The organism is Janthinobacterium sp. Bl 1, assembly GCF_058215535.1.
This window is the reverse complement of sequence record NZ_CM177086.1, coordinates 2,462,368-2,477,698: the sequence shown is the minus strand read 5'-3', so window position 1 is coordinate 2,477,698 and position 15,331 is coordinate 2,462,368. Positions and strand designations below refer to the sequence as shown.

At 62.4% G+C, this 15,331-nt stretch carries 13 protein-coding genes and 4 tRNA genes; 11 read left to right on the top strand and 6 right to left on the bottom strand.

Annotated features, from left to right (window positions below; all coding sequences use genetic code 11):
* Positions 1-153 precede the first annotated feature (153 nt).
* The 4 genes from AC4BCN_RS11260 to AC4BCN_RS11245 all read left to right on the top strand — a co-directional run bounded on the left by AC4BCN_RS11260 (position 154) and on the right by AC4BCN_RS11245 (position 938).
* Positions 154-238 (top strand) — tRNA-Leu (locus AC4BCN_RS11260).
* A 301-nt stretch (positions 239-539) separates the two neighbouring features.
* A tRNA-Leu gene (locus AC4BCN_RS11255) sits at positions 540-624 on the top strand.
* A gap of 69 nt (positions 625-693) precedes the next feature.
* Positions 694-778 (top strand) — tRNA-Leu (locus AC4BCN_RS11250).
* Positions 779-853: 75 nt separating this feature from the next.
* Positions 854-938, top strand: a tRNA-Leu gene (locus AC4BCN_RS11245).
* 89 nt (positions 939-1,027) lie between these two features.
* On the opposite strand, the gene AC4BCN_RS11240 is transcribed toward AC4BCN_RS11245, so the two are convergent.
* Positions 1,028-1,879 (bottom strand): SDR family oxidoreductase, encoded by an 852-nt coding sequence (locus AC4BCN_RS11240; protein WP_490493313.1) that lies wholly within the window; start codon positions 1,877-1,879, stop codon positions 1,028-1,030.
* Between the two features lie 116 nt (positions 1,880-1,995).
* Here AC4BCN_RS11240 and AC4BCN_RS11235 point away from each other — a divergent pair, with 116 nt between their 5' ends.
* From AC4BCN_RS11235 to phaP, 4 genes are all read left to right on the top strand, one after another.
* Complete coding sequence (locus tag AC4BCN_RS11235) at positions 1,996-2,424, top strand: winged helix-turn-helix transcriptional regulator (protein ID WP_070304194.1); 429 nt, start codon at positions 1,996-1,998, stop codon at positions 2,422-2,424.
* 102 nt (positions 2,425-2,526) lie between these two features.
* Positions 2,527-4,767 (top strand): ATP-binding protein, encoded by a 2,241-nt coding sequence (locus tag AC4BCN_RS11230; protein WP_128139840.1) that lies wholly within the window; start codon positions 2,527-2,529, stop codon positions 4,765-4,767.
* A gap of 46 nt (positions 4,768-4,813) precedes the next feature.
* Positions 4,814-5,008 carry a hypothetical protein gene (locus AC4BCN_RS11225; protein WP_128139841.1) on the top strand — a complete coding sequence of 65 codons (195 nt, stop codon included), beginning with the start codon at positions 4,814-4,816 and terminating at the stop codon, positions 5,006-5,008.
* A gap of 108 nt (positions 5,009-5,116) precedes the next feature.
* A complete protein-coding gene (phaP, locus tag AC4BCN_RS11220) occupies positions 5,117-5,728 on the top strand; it encodes a TIGR01841 family phasin (protein WP_128139842.1) in 612 nt (203 codons plus the stop codon).
* 131 nt (positions 5,729-5,859) lie between these two features.
* On the opposite strand, the gene AC4BCN_RS11215 is transcribed toward phaP, so the two are convergent.
* Positions 5,860-7,089 (bottom strand): MFS transporter, encoded by a 1,230-nt coding sequence (locus tag AC4BCN_RS11215; protein WP_490493312.1) that lies wholly within the window; start codon positions 7,087-7,089, stop codon positions 5,860-5,862.
* A 156-nt stretch (positions 7,090-7,245) separates the two neighbouring features.
* On the opposite strand from AC4BCN_RS11215, the gene AC4BCN_RS11210 reads away from it, so the two are divergent.
* The 3 genes from AC4BCN_RS11210 to AC4BCN_RS11200 all read left to right on the top strand — a co-directional run bounded on the left by AC4BCN_RS11210 (position 7,246) and on the right by AC4BCN_RS11200 (position 11,950).
* On the top strand, positions 7,246-7,950 hold the full coding sequence (locus AC4BCN_RS11210) for an SMI1/KNR4 family protein (RefSeq protein ID WP_490493311.1): 705 nt from the start codon (positions 7,246-7,248) through the stop codon (positions 7,948-7,950).
* A gap of 86 nt (positions 7,951-8,036) precedes the next feature.
* On the top strand, positions 8,037-9,689 hold the full coding sequence (locus tag AC4BCN_RS11205; protein WP_490493310.1) for a VRR-NUC domain-containing protein: 1,653 nt from the start codon (positions 8,037-8,039) through the stop codon (positions 9,687-9,689).
* 5 nt (positions 9,690-9,694) lie between these two features.
* On the top strand, positions 9,695-11,950 hold the full coding sequence (locus tag AC4BCN_RS11200) for an ATP-dependent DNA helicase (RefSeq protein ID WP_490493594.1): 2,256 nt from the start codon (positions 9,695-9,697) through the stop codon (positions 11,948-11,950).
* Here the strand turns inward: AC4BCN_RS11200 and AC4BCN_RS11195 are convergent.
* The 4 genes from AC4BCN_RS11195 to AC4BCN_RS11180 are packed head-to-tail and all read right to left on the bottom strand — an operon-like array spanning position 11,936 to position 14,956.
* Positions 11,936-12,673: a LytR/AlgR family response regulator transcription factor gene (locus tag AC4BCN_RS11195; protein WP_490493593.1), complete on the bottom strand. Its 738-nt coding sequence runs from the start codon at positions 12,671-12,673 to the stop codon at positions 11,936-11,938. The genes AC4BCN_RS11200 and AC4BCN_RS11195 overlap by 15 nt on opposite strands.
* 11 nt (positions 12,674-12,684) lie before the next feature.
* Positions 12,685-13,761 (bottom strand): sensor histidine kinase, encoded by a 1,077-nt coding sequence (locus AC4BCN_RS11190; RefSeq protein ID WP_490493309.1) that lies wholly within the window; start codon positions 13,759-13,761, stop codon positions 12,685-12,687.
* A 6-nt stretch (positions 13,762-13,767) separates the two neighbouring features.
* On the bottom strand, positions 13,768-14,583 hold the full coding sequence (locus AC4BCN_RS11185) for a LiaI-LiaF-like domain-containing protein (RefSeq protein WP_490493308.1): 816 nt from the start codon (positions 14,581-14,583) through the stop codon (positions 13,768-13,770).
* Positions 14,573-14,956 (bottom strand): LiaF transmembrane domain-containing protein, encoded by a 384-nt coding sequence (locus tag AC4BCN_RS11180; protein ID WP_223278947.1) that lies wholly within the window; start codon positions 14,954-14,956, stop codon positions 14,573-14,575. Before AC4BCN_RS11180 ends, AC4BCN_RS11185 begins: the two co-directional genes overlap by 11 nt.
* Positions 14,957-15,331 lie beyond the last annotated feature (375 nt).

Here is a 15,331-nt window from a genome sequence, read left to right as displayed (position 1 = left end):
GTTGCAGGAAAGCGGTACAGGGTTGATGTGCAGTATGGAGCGAAAGCTCATCTGGCGCAAAACTCTTCAAGTCGCTATAATAGCAGAATTGTTGCTAAGTTATTTGACAACAAGTACTCGAGCAGTAATGTAGTAAGTAAAAGCAGCATCAGTGCCCACGTGGCGGAATTGGTAGACGCGCATGGTTCAGGTCCATGTGCCTTCGGGTGTAGGGGTTCGAGTCCCTTCGTGGGCACCATTACCTAATTCGCAAAAGAGCCGCAAACTTTCACGAGTTTGCGGCTTTTTTCATTTCCGCAGCGAAAAGCCCTCCCCTCCCGGCAGCCGACTCACCTGACATGCCTGCGGATGGAAAGCGGCTGAAAACGCTGAAAAAAGAGGCAAGTTCAGCCCTTTTTCATAGGGAACAGCCCTTTTCAGGCGAAAAAACATGTTTCTTGAAGAAAAGTGCAAAATGTTGATTGACCGAATGCGCGCCAGCCCTTATGATTTTGTCCTCGCTGCAGAACACGCAGCGACAAGCAGCAAGCAGTAACAATGCCCACGTGGCGGAATTGGTAGACGCGCATGGTTCAGGTCCATGTGCCTTCGGGTGTAGGGGTTCGAGTCCCTTCGTGGGCACCACCAGCAACAAGTTGTCGATTGTTGTGATCCGCAGTACAGTAGTAAGATAGCAGCAACAAGCAGCACAATGCCCACGTGGCGGAATTGGTAGACGCGCATGGTTCAGGTCCATGTGCCTTCGGGTGTAGGGGTTCGAGTCCCTTCGTGGGCACCACCAGCAACGAGTTGTTTTCGTTGTAGTCCGCAGTACAGTAGTGAGATATAGCAGTAAGCAACAAGCAGCATCAGTGCCCACGTGGCGGAATTGGTAGACGCGCATGGTTCAGGTCCATGTGCCTTCGGGTGTAGGGGTTCGAGTCCCTTCGTGGGCACCATTACCTAATTCGCAAAAAAGCCGCAAACTTTCACGAGTTTGCGGCTTTTTTCATTTCCGGATGCCGTGCTGCCACGGCATCCTCCCCCCTTACTTGGCCAGCGCCGCCTTGACGGCGTCAAGCAGGCTCGTCGTCGGACGGCCGATCAGCGCGCTCAATTGCTTGCCATTATCTTCCAGGCCGCCCTTGGCCGTGCCCGCATCGGAGTCGGCCAGCAGATCGGCAAAGCCTTCCGGCACGCCCACGCTCACCAGCGCCGCCTTGAAATCCGCCTGCGGCAAATCCTTGTACACAATCGCCTTGCCCGACTGGCGCGCCACCTCTGCAGCGTACTCGGCCAGGGTAAAGCCCTGGTCGCCAGCGAGTTCATAGATGGCTTGCGGTTTATCCGCTGTCAAGACGGCAGCGGCGGCCGCGGCGTAGTCGGCGCGCGCGGCCGACGAGAAACGCCCGTTTTGCGCCGCGCCCAGCACGACGCCATGCTCGAGCACGGGCGCCAGGTGTTCCGTATGGTTTTCCAGGTACCAGCCGTTGCGCAGGAAACTGTACGGCAGGCCGGAGGCGCGGATGGCTGCTTCCGTGATCACGTGCTCGGCGGCCAGGCCCAGCGGCGACGTATCGGCGCGCAAGACGCTGGTATAGGCCAGCAGAGATACGCCGGCGCGCTTGGCCGCATCGATGACGTTCTGGTGCTGCTGCGCGCGCTGGCCCACTTCGCTCGACGAGATCAGCAGTATCTTCGTCGCGCCCTTGAATGCCGCGTCGAGGCTGGCGCCATCGTTGTAATCGGCCTGGCGCACTTGCACGCCCCGGGCGGCCAGGTCGGAGGCCTTGGCCGGGTTGCGCACGGCGGCAATGATGTTGGCTGCGGGGACGGACTTGAGCAGGCTGGCGATGACGTGCTGGCCCAGATTGCCTGTGGCGCCGGTGATGACGATCATGATTTCTCCTTGGTACGTGGGTGGTAAAACCCTATAATAGGACTATTACTTACTTATTGTAAGTACGTACCTTTTGGTAAGTATGATTGAAATCCACCTTAACAAGGCCAACTATCATGTCCACAGACACTCCCGGCGCCAGCCTGCGCGCCGCCCTCGCCCGGCAAACCCAGGACGCCCACCTGCTGGCGGCCACCTGCCCGTCGCGCGCCGTGCTCAGCCACCTGACCAGCCGCTGGGCCGTGCTGGTGCTGGTACTGCTGCTGAGCGGCACCCGGCGCTTCAGCGAACTGCGCCGCGAAGTGGGCGGCGTCAGCGAAAAAATGCTGGCGCAAACGCTGGAAGCGCTGGCCGGCGACGGCTTCGTGCTGCGCCAGGCGTATCTGGTGATACCGCCCAAGGTGGAATACAGCCTCACGCCGCTGGGACGCGAGGCGGCCGAACGCCTGGCCGTGCTGGTCGACTGGATCGAGGATAACTACCCGCGCATCGAACAGGCGCGCGCCGACCTGGCCACGGCGCCCGCAGCGCAAAATGCCGCGTAAACGAGACCCATCCGCATTGCTTTTAATCATCAAGAATTATCGTTTACTCCTACTTGCCTTGATGTAATACTAGCCCCATGAAACGCGTAAGGGCGCGACACCATGAATCAGTTGATTTCTTCCATCACCGACCGGGCCAATGTGCTGCTGGTCAGCAATTCGCCGAACGATGTGCGCGAACTGCTGTATGTGCTGGACAGGCATAACCTGGGCACGGGACTGGCGGGCGATATCGACGAAGGCGTGGAACTGGCGGCCGGCGGCACGGACCTGATCCTGCTCGACGCGGCCCTGGCGGGCTCGAATATCGGTGCCACCTGCATGCGCCTGCGCAATGCGGGCGGACGCCACGGCGTGCCCCTGCTGCTGATGTCGGCCACGCCAAGCGCCGAGGAACAGGGCCGCAGCGTGGGCGCCGGCGCCTCCGACTACATCAAGATGCCCTTCAATGCGCGCGACGTGGCGGAAAAAATCCTCATGGAACTGGCGCTGCACAAGGCAGAGACGCCCGCGCCGCGCGCCACCACGCCGCCGCGCCCCCTGCATCCGCAAACGCTGGAAGTCAATTACCACTCGATTCTGGCCGGCTCGCCCGACGCCGTGCTGCTGTTCGATATCGACAACGGCCTGCTGATCGACGCCAACCACCTGGCCGAAGAATTGTTCGGCATGCCGCTGGCCGAGCTGCTGCAAGGCGGCATGGAACCGCTGTTCCCCCAGCATCAGAGCGATGGTCGCGCCTCGCCGCAGCTGCTGGAAGAAAAGATCCGCGATACCTTGCAAGGCAAGATCGTCGTCTTCCGCGCCAGCTGCTGCCACCGAGACAGCCGCCCGATCGCCTGCGAAATCCGGCTGATGCGCCTGTCCGTGCCGGGCCGCCAGCTCGTGCATGCGCGCATCATCGACTTGACTGAACGCAACCTGGCCGAAGCGATGCGCTCGGGCCAGAGCGCCCTGCTGGAAATGGTCGCCAAGGGCGCGCCGCTGATCCCGACCCTGAACCAGCTGCTGCTCCTGATCGAAGGCCAGTCGCGCGGCGTGCTCTGCTCCATCATGCTGCTCGACGACGACGGCATCCACATGCACAGCGCGGCCGGCCCCAGCCTGCCGCCCGAGTACATGGCCCTGCTCGAAGGCGTGGCCATCGGCCCCGGCGTAGGCTCTTGCGGCACGGCCATGTCCCTGCGCGAACCGGTGGTGGTCAGCGACATCATGTGCGATCCGCTGTGGGCGCCCTACCGCGAACTGGCCGCGCCATTCGGCTTGCGCGCCTGCTGGTCGCAGCCCATCTTCGGCCAGGATGGCACCGTGCTCGGCTCGTTCGCCATGTACTACCGCGAGGTGCGCAAGCCCGATGCGCGCGACCTGGAGCTGATCGACACGGCGACCGACCTGGCCGGCATCGCGATTGGCCGCATGCGCCACGAACGCGAGCTGCAGCGCCACCGCACCCACCTGGAAGAGCTGGTGGCCGAACGCACGGCGGCCCTGACGCAGGCCAAGGAACAATCGGAGCAAACGAACCGCGAATTGGCCTCCGCGCTGGAAAACCTGTCCATCACGCAGGAAGAACTGGTGCGCCGCGACAAGCTGGCCGCGCTCGGTGCGCTGGTAGCCGGCATCGCGCACGAACTCAATACGCCGATCGGCAACGGCCTGGTGGTGGCCACCACGATGGCCGAACGCACGCGCGAAATCCAGGCCAGCTTCCTCGATGGCTTGCGCCGTTCCGAACTGGGCGCCTACCTGACCCAGGCCAGCGAGGCGGACGCCATCATGCTGCGCAACCTGCAGCGCGCGGCCGACCTCGTCTCGAGCTTCAAGCAGATCGCCGTCGACCGCGCCAGTTCGCAGCGCCGCCATTTCCTGCTGCGCCAGTTCGTGGCCGAGCTGATGCTGCCCCTGTGCACGCAGCTCAAGGCCGCCGGCCTGAGCCTGACGCAGGACGTGCCCGAGGGCCTGGCCATGGACAGCTATCCGGGTCCGCTGGGCCAGGTGCTGAGCAACCTGCTGGAAAACTGCCTGCGCCACGCCTTCGAGGGCCGCAGCAGCGGCACCATTCATATCAGGGCGCGCGGCAGCGACGACGGCAAGACGATCACCATGTCCATCGCCGACACGGGCGTGGGCATCGCCGCCGACGATCTCGTGCACGTCTACGACCCGTTCTTCACGACCAAGCTCGGTTCCGGCGGCTCGGGCCTGGGCCTGCATGTGGCGCACAACATCATCACGGGCGTGCTGGGCGGCCATATCGACGCCACCAGCAGCACGGGCGACGCCAGCGGCACCACCTTCACCCTGCAGCTGCCCGCCGTGGCGCCGCAATCGCCCGCGCCCTGAACGGCAAGCGCGCTACAATGCCCTCAAGCATTCTTTCGGAGCACCCATGAAATACCTGATCGCCACGACCCTGCTGGCCGTGTGCGCCTGCGCAATGGCGGGACCCGCCCCTTGGTACAAATGGCGCAGCAAGATCGACGGCACGCTGTCGTGCGCCCAATCCACCCTGGGATTTGGCTGGGAACTGGCCTCGGGACCGTACAAAGATAGCCGTTGCGAAAAACCGGCGCTTGTTAAATAATGGGGCCATGACCACACGGGGGCACCGGCTTGATTGCAAGCGATGGCATTGCGGCGTCGAAAGAGTATGGAACGATAAGAACGTATCTATTCAAACCGAGGAGACCACATGTTTACGAATCCCGAACAATTCGCAACGGCCACCAAGGCCCTGTTTGAATTCCAGCTGATGACCTTCAACACCCTCACCTCGAAGGCCGTGCAAGGCGTGGAACAGGTGCTGGCATTGAACATGGCCACCGCCAAGTCCGGCATCGAGGATGGCATCGCCGCCGGCAAGGAAATCAGCCAGGCCAAGGATCCGAAGGCCGCCATGGCCGCCGCCGCTGCCCAGCTGCAACCGGGCGTGGCCGGCGCCAAAGCGTATAAACAGCAACTCGACGACATCATCAAGGAAATCCACACGGAATTCACCACGGCCGCAGAAGCCCACGTGGCCGAAGCGAAAAGCAATCTGAGCGCCCTGATCTACGACGTCACGAAAAACGTGCCGCCAGGCTCGGAAAACGCCGTCGCCATCGTCAAGGCCGCCATCGACAATGCCTTCCTCGGCTACGAGCAAGTGACCAAGGCCACGAAACAGGCCGTGAAGACCGTGGAAGAGCAAATCGCCAAAGCCAGCGCGCAAGTGGCGCAAGCAACGGAAAAGGCGACAAACGGCGCTACCGCCGCGGCTGAAAAAGCGGCGCCGGCCGCCAAGCCGAAAGCAGCGAAAAAGTAAGCCGAGGCATTGTTGGCGCTAGCAGGAATGTCGGGTTACGCGCGTACGCGCTAATCCGACCTACGACCTACAAGAATACACCGGCAGAGTCCGGTATTCGCCCCCTCCCATACCCCCGAAATAGCCTGAGCCTAGCTGCAGAAATCCTGGCATGCCTTCGCTTCGACGGCGCCGTCCAGCTGGCGGCGCCAGGCCACCATGCGCCACGCGGCCCAGGCGGCGGACAAGGCGCCCGCGACGAGTATCAGCCGCGTATCGATCAGGGTCAGCACGGAACCGCTGAGGGCGACGACGATGTTGGCGATGCAAAACGTCGTGGCCAGCAAACCCATCACGGCGCCCTGTCCGTGCGCGCTGAAGCGCTCGGCGCACCAGCCCTGTATCACCGTGTTGTACAGCGCATTCGGAATGCCGAACAGCACGATGGCGGCGATGCCCACCCAGATATTACCCAACGCCAAGATCCCTACGGCCAGCGCCACGCCGCACGCATACCAGCAGGCCCGCAGTAGCGGCGCATGGCGGCTGGGACCGCCCGCCAGCAAGGACGTGATGGTCATCGTGCCGCACAGGCCCACATTCACCCAGGCAATCTCCTGTGCATGGTAATTGGCCGTCTCGACCAGCCACAGCGGATAGAACTCATAAAAGCTGGCCACACCGCACGTAAATGCCAATTGCACGATGAACAGAGTGCGCAGCTCCTCATGGCGCAGCAAATTGAGCGAATGGCGGTCGCGCGCCACTTGCCACCACGACGTCGTCAATAGCGAGGGCGTTTCACGCTGCAAACCCACGGCCACCAGCACGCCGACGAGCATCAGGGCAGCGGCGGCGATCCAGAACGGTACCGTCACGCCCCAATGCAGGGTTGCGCCCGCCAGGATCGGGCCCACCAGCCAGCCCAGGTAAAACGCGCCGTTCAGCCACGACATGGCGCGCAGGCGCAGCGGTCCCGTCAGCTGGTCGGCCAGCATGGCGCGCGCCACGGCACCGTTCCCTTCCAGCAAACCCGTGATGAAACGGGCGACAATAAACAGTGGATAGGACTGGATCACCAGCGCCCAGGCCGTGATGGCGTGGCCGATGGCGGCGCCCACGGCCGTGCGCATCAGCAAGGGACGGCGGCCGTAGCGGTCGGATAGCGGTCCCAGCAAGGCCGAGCCGATCAGCAAGCCCAGCGGGTTGATGGTCAGCGCCAGGCCGAACAGCAATTTGGACGGCAAGCCCAGGAAATTGTTGAAGGCATTCGGCGCCTCGGCCGCGAACAGGGGCGGCAGGATCGGGTATGGCAGCGAAGCGCCGATGGTCGACAGCAGCGCCAGCAGGCAGGCGGCGGAAATCAGGATGATGTTTTTCATGCGGGTTCGGCGGATGTTAGTCTGGCAAGCATACGTGACCATGCCACATAAGCAAACTTAAATGTTTATTAATGATGTCCATCGTTGCTGCCGTGAAGCGTGCGAGGCACGGCCTCGGCTATCATGCCCACACGAATCACGTTGAACGGGGCAAACATGACACTGTCAGAAATTGAACAGCAGCACGGCTTCACCTATCCCGCATTGTATCGGCAGCTGGAGCGCGACGGCATGCTGGCCGTGGGCGAATACGGGCCCGACTGGTACAAGCTCGTCTATCCCACCTTGACGGACCGGCCCACCCTGCTGCTGCATGCGGACGATTTCGAATTGCTCAACATCGAAGCCGTCGCCGCGGAAGCGGAAACCTTGCTGGATACAGACGATTACCGGCAGATCGATCCCGCCTTCCAGTTCATCCCGTTTGCGCAAACGGGCGCGGGCGACCACTACTGCTTTTTCGCGTCAAGCGAGCAAGACGGCGAGATGCCCATCGTGCTGCTGTGGCATGACGAGAATGAAGCCCAGTACCTGGCGAAAAACCTGCAAGATTTCATGGTTCACATGTTGTTGAACAGCATGGCCGACCAGGATACGTACAACGACGTCAGCGACGAGGCATTCAAGGAGCAACTGGCTAAAACCCTGGGCACGCACGCGCGCTACCTGACGGCGCGGCAAGCCGAAGTGTTGCACGCCTTGCTGGCCAGGGACATCATCGATTACGAGGTGGCGCTGCCGAAGGGACGCACGGAAACGCACAGGGGATTGCTGACCGATATCGAACTGGCCAGCCTGCGCGCAGAACTGATTCCCTGTGAAAAGTTCGACAGCTATTTTGCCTACAGCACGGCTGACTGAACATAAAATCGCTGGGCAAGCGGCGGCTGAAGGTTTAAACTGTATATAAACACAGTAAAACCATTCACCTTGCCCTATTGCCCCCCATGTTGAGAGTCCTGGAAAATCCCCTGTACTATCTGGATAATTTCCAGGACGTGCTGAGCTGGATCAGCGCGCGTTACGCCGATCTGCTGAGTCCTGAAGAAACGCAGTTCATCGCCGCCTTCGGCGCATTGCCGCAGCCCTCGCGCGCCCTGTTCGTGCGCCTCGTCATGCGCAAGGGGTGCCTGTTTCGCGCCAGCAAGCTCAATTACCCGGAAATCGGCGACACGCGCGCGGCCGCCCTGCCCTTGCTGGCCCTGGAATGGGTCGACGCCGATCCTGCCATTGCGCTCGACGAACTGTTCGACTTGCTGCTGAAAGCAGAAATCGTCCAGGCCTTCGGCCTCGCCGCACCGCTGAAGACGGCGCGCAAGGCCGAGCAACTGGACGCCTTGCGCGAGCAGCATACGGAAAGTAAACCATTCTCAGCATGGCATCCGGCCTGCACCGACGTGCTGTACCGCATCGGTTTGCAAGCGCTGTGCGACCGCCTGCGCCTGATTTACTTTGGCAACTACCACCAGGACTGGTCGGAATTCGTGCTGTCCGACCTCGGCGTGTATCAATATGAAAAAGTGGAATTCTCGCCGCAGTCGCGCGGTTTTCGCACGCGCCAGGATATCGAGCACTATGAAGTGCTGCACCAGTGCCGCGAACGCTACAACGACAACGCGCCGGCCGACGAGGTGCTGCAGGAACTGGCTGCGCTGCCCTTGTCCGAGGACAATACCTGGCTGGCCAGCCGGCGCGACAAGCTGCGCTTCCAGATCGCCCAGCACCTGGAAAAATGCCAGGACTGGCCGGCCGCCTACCGCGCCTACGCCGATTGCCGCTATCCGGGCGCGCGTGGCCGCGCCATCCGCGTGCTGGAAAAAGATGAACAGCCGCAAGCGGCCTATGAGCGCCTGACGATCGCCCTGGCCGCGCCGGAAAGCGAAGCGGAACAGCAATTGCTGCTGCGCATGGCGCCCCGTTTGCGGCGCAAGCTGGGTCATGCCAAACAGGCGGCCAGCGCCGCCGCCGCGGTGGAACGCATCGACCTGCTGCTGCCCTATCCTGAACAGGCGTGCTACGTGGAAGGCGTGGTGCAGCAGCATTTGATGCAGGACGGCGCGCCCGTGTATTACGTGGAAAACACCCTGATCAACTCGCTGTTCGGCCTGCTGTGCTGGCCCGCCATCTTCAAGCCCATGCCGGGCGCCTTCTTCCACCCGTTCCACCGTGGCCCGGCCGACTTGCACAGCGCCGATTTTTACCAGCGCCGCAGCAAGGACTTTGCCGCCTGCCTGGCGCAGCTGGAAGACGGCAGCTACCACGCGGCCATCCGCGCCACGCTTGCCGCCAAGCACGGCATCGTTTCGCCTTTCGTCAGCTGGGAGGTGCTGGACGACGGCTTGCTGGACCTGGCGCTGGCCTGCATCCCGGCCGCGCACTTGAAAAAGGCGTTCGAGCGCATCTTGCTCGACATCAAAAGCAACCGCAGCGGCTTTCCCGACCTGATCCAGTTCTGGCCGGCCGAACAGCGCTACCGCATGATCGAAGTCAAGGGTCCGGGCGACCGCCTGCAAGACAACCAGCTGCGCTGGATCGCGTATTGCGCCGAGCACACGATGCCCGTCAGCGTGTGCTACCTGCAGTGGCAGGTGGCCACATGAGCGGCATGAAGTACACGATCGCCGTGCGCGCCCTGTGTGAATTCACGGCCAAGGTGGGCGACCTGGACTTGCGTTTCACACCGTCCCCCACGGCGCAGGAAGGCATGGCCGGGCACGCCACCGTGACGAGCCGGCGCGACGATGATTACCAGCGTGAAATCAGTCTTTCCGGCGACTTCGGCCCCCTGTACGTGCGGGGCCGCGCCGATGGCTACGACCCGGCGCGGCGCCAGCTGGAAGAGATCAAGACGTATCGGGGCGAACTCGACACGATGCCCGCCAACCATCGCCAGCTGCACTGGGCGCAGGCGCGTATCTACGGCCACTTGCTGTGCCAACAGCTGAACTTGCCCATGCTGCGCGTGGCGCTCGTGTATTTCGATATCGTGAGCCAGAAGGAAACCATCATGCACGAGGAGTGCACGGCCGAGGCGCTGCGCACCTTCTTCGAACAGCATTGCGCCCTGTTCCTCGACTGGGCCGAGCAGGAAATGGCACACCGCGCCAGCCGCGACGCGCAACTCACCAGCATGGCCTTTCCCCATGCGGACTTCCGCCCGGGGCAGCGACAATTGGCCGAAGCCATGTACAAGGCCAGCAGCCGCGGCTGCGGCTTGCTGGCGCAGGCGCCGACCGGCATCGGCAAGACAGTGGGCAGCCTGTTCCCCATGCTGAAAGCGACGGCCGCGCATGGCCTCGATAAACTGTTTTTCCTCGCCGCCAAGGTACCCGGCCGCCAGATGGCACTCGACGCCTGCGCCATCCTCAAGGATAGCGCCCCGCTGCTGCCCTTGCGCGTGCTGGAACTGAGCGCCAAGACCAGCGCCTGCGAACATCGGGACAAAGCGTGCCATGGCGAATCATGTCCGCTGGCCAAGGGTTTTTACGACCGCCTGCCACTGGCGCGCGAGGTGGCGCTGGCCAGCGGCTTGATCCTCGACAAGGAAGCCGTGCGCGCCGTCGCCTTGCAACAGGGTATCTGCCCCTATTACCTGGGCATGGAGCTGGCGCGCTGGAGCGACGTCGTCATCGGCGACTACAATTATTATTTCGACCTCAGCGCCATGCTGTACGGCATGACATTGGCGCACGACTGGAAAGTCAACGTGCTGGTCGACGAGGCGCACAATATGGTGTCCCGCGCGCGCAGCATGTATACCGCCGAACTGGCGCAGATCGACCTGAAGATGCTGCGCAAGTTCGCGCCCGAAGGACTGAAAAAGCCGCTCGACCGCCTCTCGCGCCAGTGGACGGCTTTGCTGAAAGAACAGGATGGCGATTACCATGTGCATGCGGCTCTGCCCGACAAATTCTTTGGGGCCCTGCAAGGCGTGGCGACGGCCATCGGCGACTACATGGCCGAACATGCCACGGCCCTGGATGAAGACTTGCAGCGCTTTTATTTCGACGTGCTGCTGATCAACCGCCTGGCGGAAAGTTTCGGCGAACATTCGCTGTTCGACGTCAGCAAAACCGACACTGGCTCCACCGTCTGCATCCGCAACATCGTGCCGGCGCCGTTTCTCAAGGAACGCTTCGCGGCCAGCCACAGCACGGCCCTGTTTTCCGCCACCCTGAGTCCCTGGAATTACTACAGCGACACCCTGGGCATGCCGGAAAACACGGCCTGGGTCGACGTGGAGTCCCCATTCCAGGCGGAACAACTGTCGGTGCGCGTGGCCGACACCATTTCCACGCGCTACCAGCACCGCGCCGCGTCCTTGCTGCCCATCGCCCAGCTGATGGCGACGCCATACGCGGAAACACCGGGCAACTACCTGGCCTTCTTCAGCAGCTTCGACTACATGGAAAAGACGGCCCACCTGTTCGCCCAGCATTACCCGGACGTGCCCCTCTGGCAACAGCCCCGCCGCATGGATGACGCTGCGCGCGCACAGTTCCTCGGGCGCTTCGGCCTGGACACGCGCGGCATCGGCTTTGCCGTGCTCGGCGGCGCGTTTGGCGAAGGCATCGACTTGCCCGGCGCGCGCCTGATCGGCGCCTTCATCGCCACCCTCGGTTTGCCGCAGATCAATCCCGTCAACGAGCAGATCCGCCAGCGCATGGGCGACATCTTTGGCGCCGGCTACGACTACACGTATCTGTATCCGGGCATGCAAAAAGTGGTGCAGGCGGCCGGCAGGGTCATCCGCACGCAGTCGGACAAGGGCATCGTCTACCTGATCGACGACCGTTTTTCGCGCCCGGAAATCCGGCAACTCTTGCCCACCTGGTGGGATGTGCAGCTAGCCAACCAGTAACTTCAGCTTCTGGTAGCCCGCCTTGCTCACGGGAATGCGCGTGTCATCGCGCAGGATGGCCACGTGGCTGTCTTTCGTTGCCGCCTCGATGCGGCGGATGCCGTCGATATTGAGCAGATATGATCTGTGCACGCGCAGGAACTTGGCGGGATCGAGCTGGGTTTCCAGTTCTGCTAGGTGCTGGCTTTTCAGGTAGGACTTGCCTTCGGAACGGATGCTGATGTAATCGTCCTGCGCCTCGATGTAGTCGATGCGCGCGCTGGCGATGACGTGGACCTTGGCGCCGTCGCGGATCAGCACGCGGTCCAGTGGCGCGGCGCGCGTGGCCGCCTCGCGCGCCAGCGTTTGCACGGCAGCGGACTCGGCCGGCGGGCTGCGATTGGCGCGCGCATGGGCCAGCGCCTGGTCGAAGCGCTGTTCGCTGAACGGTTTGAGCAGATAGTCGAGGGCATGGCATTCGAACGCTTTCAAGGCGTACTGGTCGTAGGCCGTGACAAAGATCAAACGCGTCTTCGCGCCGATCAGCTCTGCCACTTCAAAGCCGTCCAGGCGCGGCATCTGGATGTCGAGAAACACCAGTTCCGGTTCCAGTTCCGCGATGGCCTTGACGGCGTCAAAGCCATTGGCGCACTCGGCGACGATCTCGATATCGTCGTGGCGCGCCAAATATTCGCGCAGCACGCTGCGCGCCAGCAATTCGTCATCGACGATGGCCACCCGCATTCTTGCCTGTATCATGCTTCCTCCGTGTCGCCGGTCTGTGCCGGCATCGATAGCACTACTTCAAATGTCGCGCCGCGCCGCGTCCAGTGCACGCCCGCTTCGTGGCCATACGCGCCGGCCAGTCGCAGGCGCACATTTTCCAGACCCACGCCGTTGCCTCGCGCCGGCCCTTGATCCGCATCAACGGGGTTGCGCACGGCGATCTGCAGCAGGCTGCCCGCGCGCCGGACCTCGATGGCGATCAGGCCACCCTCCGTCAAGCCGCAGATACCATGCTTGACGGCATTTTCCACGAGCGGCTGTATCAGCATGGGCGGCAACAGACAGGCCATCGCGGCAGTCTCGATGCTTTCCGCCACTTGCAGGCGTGCGCCGAAACGCACTTGCTCAATGGCGAGAAAGTGGCGGATCAGCACCAGTTCCTCTTGCACGGTAATGTGCTTGTGCGCTTCCAGGCTCAGGCTCTGGCGAAAGAAACTGGCCAGCTGCACCGTCATCTGGCGCGCGCCCGCCGCATCGATAGACGTCAGGGCGCTGATGGAGTTCAGGCTGTTGAACAGAAAATGCGGATCGATCTGCGTGCGCAGCATGCGCAGTTGCGCTTCCTGCGCCATCAATTGCGCTTCCAGGCCCCGCTGCTCGGCCATCCTGGCGCGCACGAATTCCAGCAGCAGGTAATGCACGGCGGCGGCCAGGCAATACAGCAGCGCGCCCAGGCCGAAGAACAGGGCCAGCAGCGATGGCGTCAGGTTCACGCCCAGCCAGTGCTGCTCCATCAACTGGCTGACGCTGTTCAAGAATTGCAGCAGGGTCGCCCACAGCAAGCCCGCGAACAGGGCTGCCACGCCCATCACGCTGGCAATGGCGAGCGGATGGCGGGCGTGCAAGGGATAGGCCCGGCACAGGTAAAACGCGGAAAACCCCGAGCCGATCGCATACACGAGCGTGGCAGGCACCACCAGCAGCATCGCATTGAGCCAGGGCGCGTGCGCCACCCTGGCCAGGATGGAGGCCAGGGCCAGGCCCAGCGCGATGCAGACCAGCAACACCACCACGGCGCCGCGCCGCTTCGACAAGGGGCCGGACATGCGCGCCTAGTTGCGGATTTCCAGGCCGCCCATGATGGCGTAGCCCGTCACGTACAAACGCTTGTTCTGGTTCGGCGGCACGATGGTCTTTTCTTCGAAACCGCCAAGGATGGGCGTGCCCTGCAGCACCACGCTCCAGTCGGGCGGAATCTTGATGGTGACGCCGCCGCACAGGGCAAATACGTTGAGCACGGCTTCGCCTTCGATCGAGGCCTGGCGCAAGTCGATTTCGCAGCCGGCCATGATGACGTTGATATCGCCGCCCTTGAAGCGCTGCGACGACACGCGCCGTACATAGCCGCCCAGGATGGCCGTCACTTCGATGATGCTGTCGTCATCCGCCTGGCCTCCGGCGCCGGGCGCTGCAGTGGCATCGGCCGGTTCCTTGTCGAGCGATACGGCGCCATTTCTGGCCTGGCCGAAGGAATCGGGCGCGGCGCTGGCATCGGGCGGCACGGCAAAGTGCCGGCGGCGCTGCCGCTGCTGCGCGCCGGGCAAGGATTTCGACACGACGGCCACGCCAGCGGCAATGATGAGCAGCGGCCACAGCATGCTCCAGTTGATATAGAACAAGCCCATGGCTTTCAAGGTCCAGCTCAGGCCCAGCAAGACCATCACGCCGCCGACGATGTAGCCGGAGCGGGAATGGCTTTGCGATATCTTCAGCAAGCCGAAAATGATGAGGATGGTCGGCCAGAAGCGGAAGGTATAGCGCACGTTGATGAAGCCGAGGTTATCGAGCAGGAACAGCAGCCCCAGGCCGATGACGATGACGCCCAGCACGATCTGCGATGGCGAGTGCAGCGGCGGTCTATTTTTCATGCTCGGACTCCTGGTAGGCAATAAAATGTTTGTTCAACAGCGGTTCCAGCACGAGGCCCACGCCCCAGGCAATCAGCAAGGCTGGCCAGCTATTGTAGAAATTCAAGTTCCACAGTTCTTCATACGATACATACCACCAGGCGGCAAAGAAGATCAGCCACAGGCCGCTCAGTACCTGCTTGGCGGACACGGGCGTGAGCAGCTTGTTCAGGCCGAAGACGGCCAGTATCACTGGCCAATAATGCCATAGTGCATAGTAATCATGGAGATAGATCACATCGAGCCGGTCCAGCAGGATGATGGCGCCGATGGCGATCAGCAGCACGCCCCACAGCAGCTGGGTACGGCGGTAATACGCTGGTTCAGGTTTCACGGTCACCCCTTGAAGTTGGTTGATCGTAAAGATACGCGGATTTCGGGCGCGCGAAAACACCGCTTCGGCGAATGGCGGACAGGTGGCGGTGAATGGCGCAACGGCAGAAACAACAGACAAAAAACAGGCAAAAAAAAGACCGGCTAGGCCGGCCTTGAAGGGGTTCGCAGTATACACCGCGACCTGGAGTGGCAGTGCACGGCCGCAGAGCGCAAGCGGCGCCGGCGGCGGAAATCTGGTGCCGATCCTCGAGGCGACCGGCTGACCTGCTGGAAGATCGAACATGCCGCCAACTTCACGGCAGTGCGTCTCAACCAAGCAAAGCCATCATACTCCCGATCGCAAAACAGCACCGTTCGCTAGCGCACACTGATG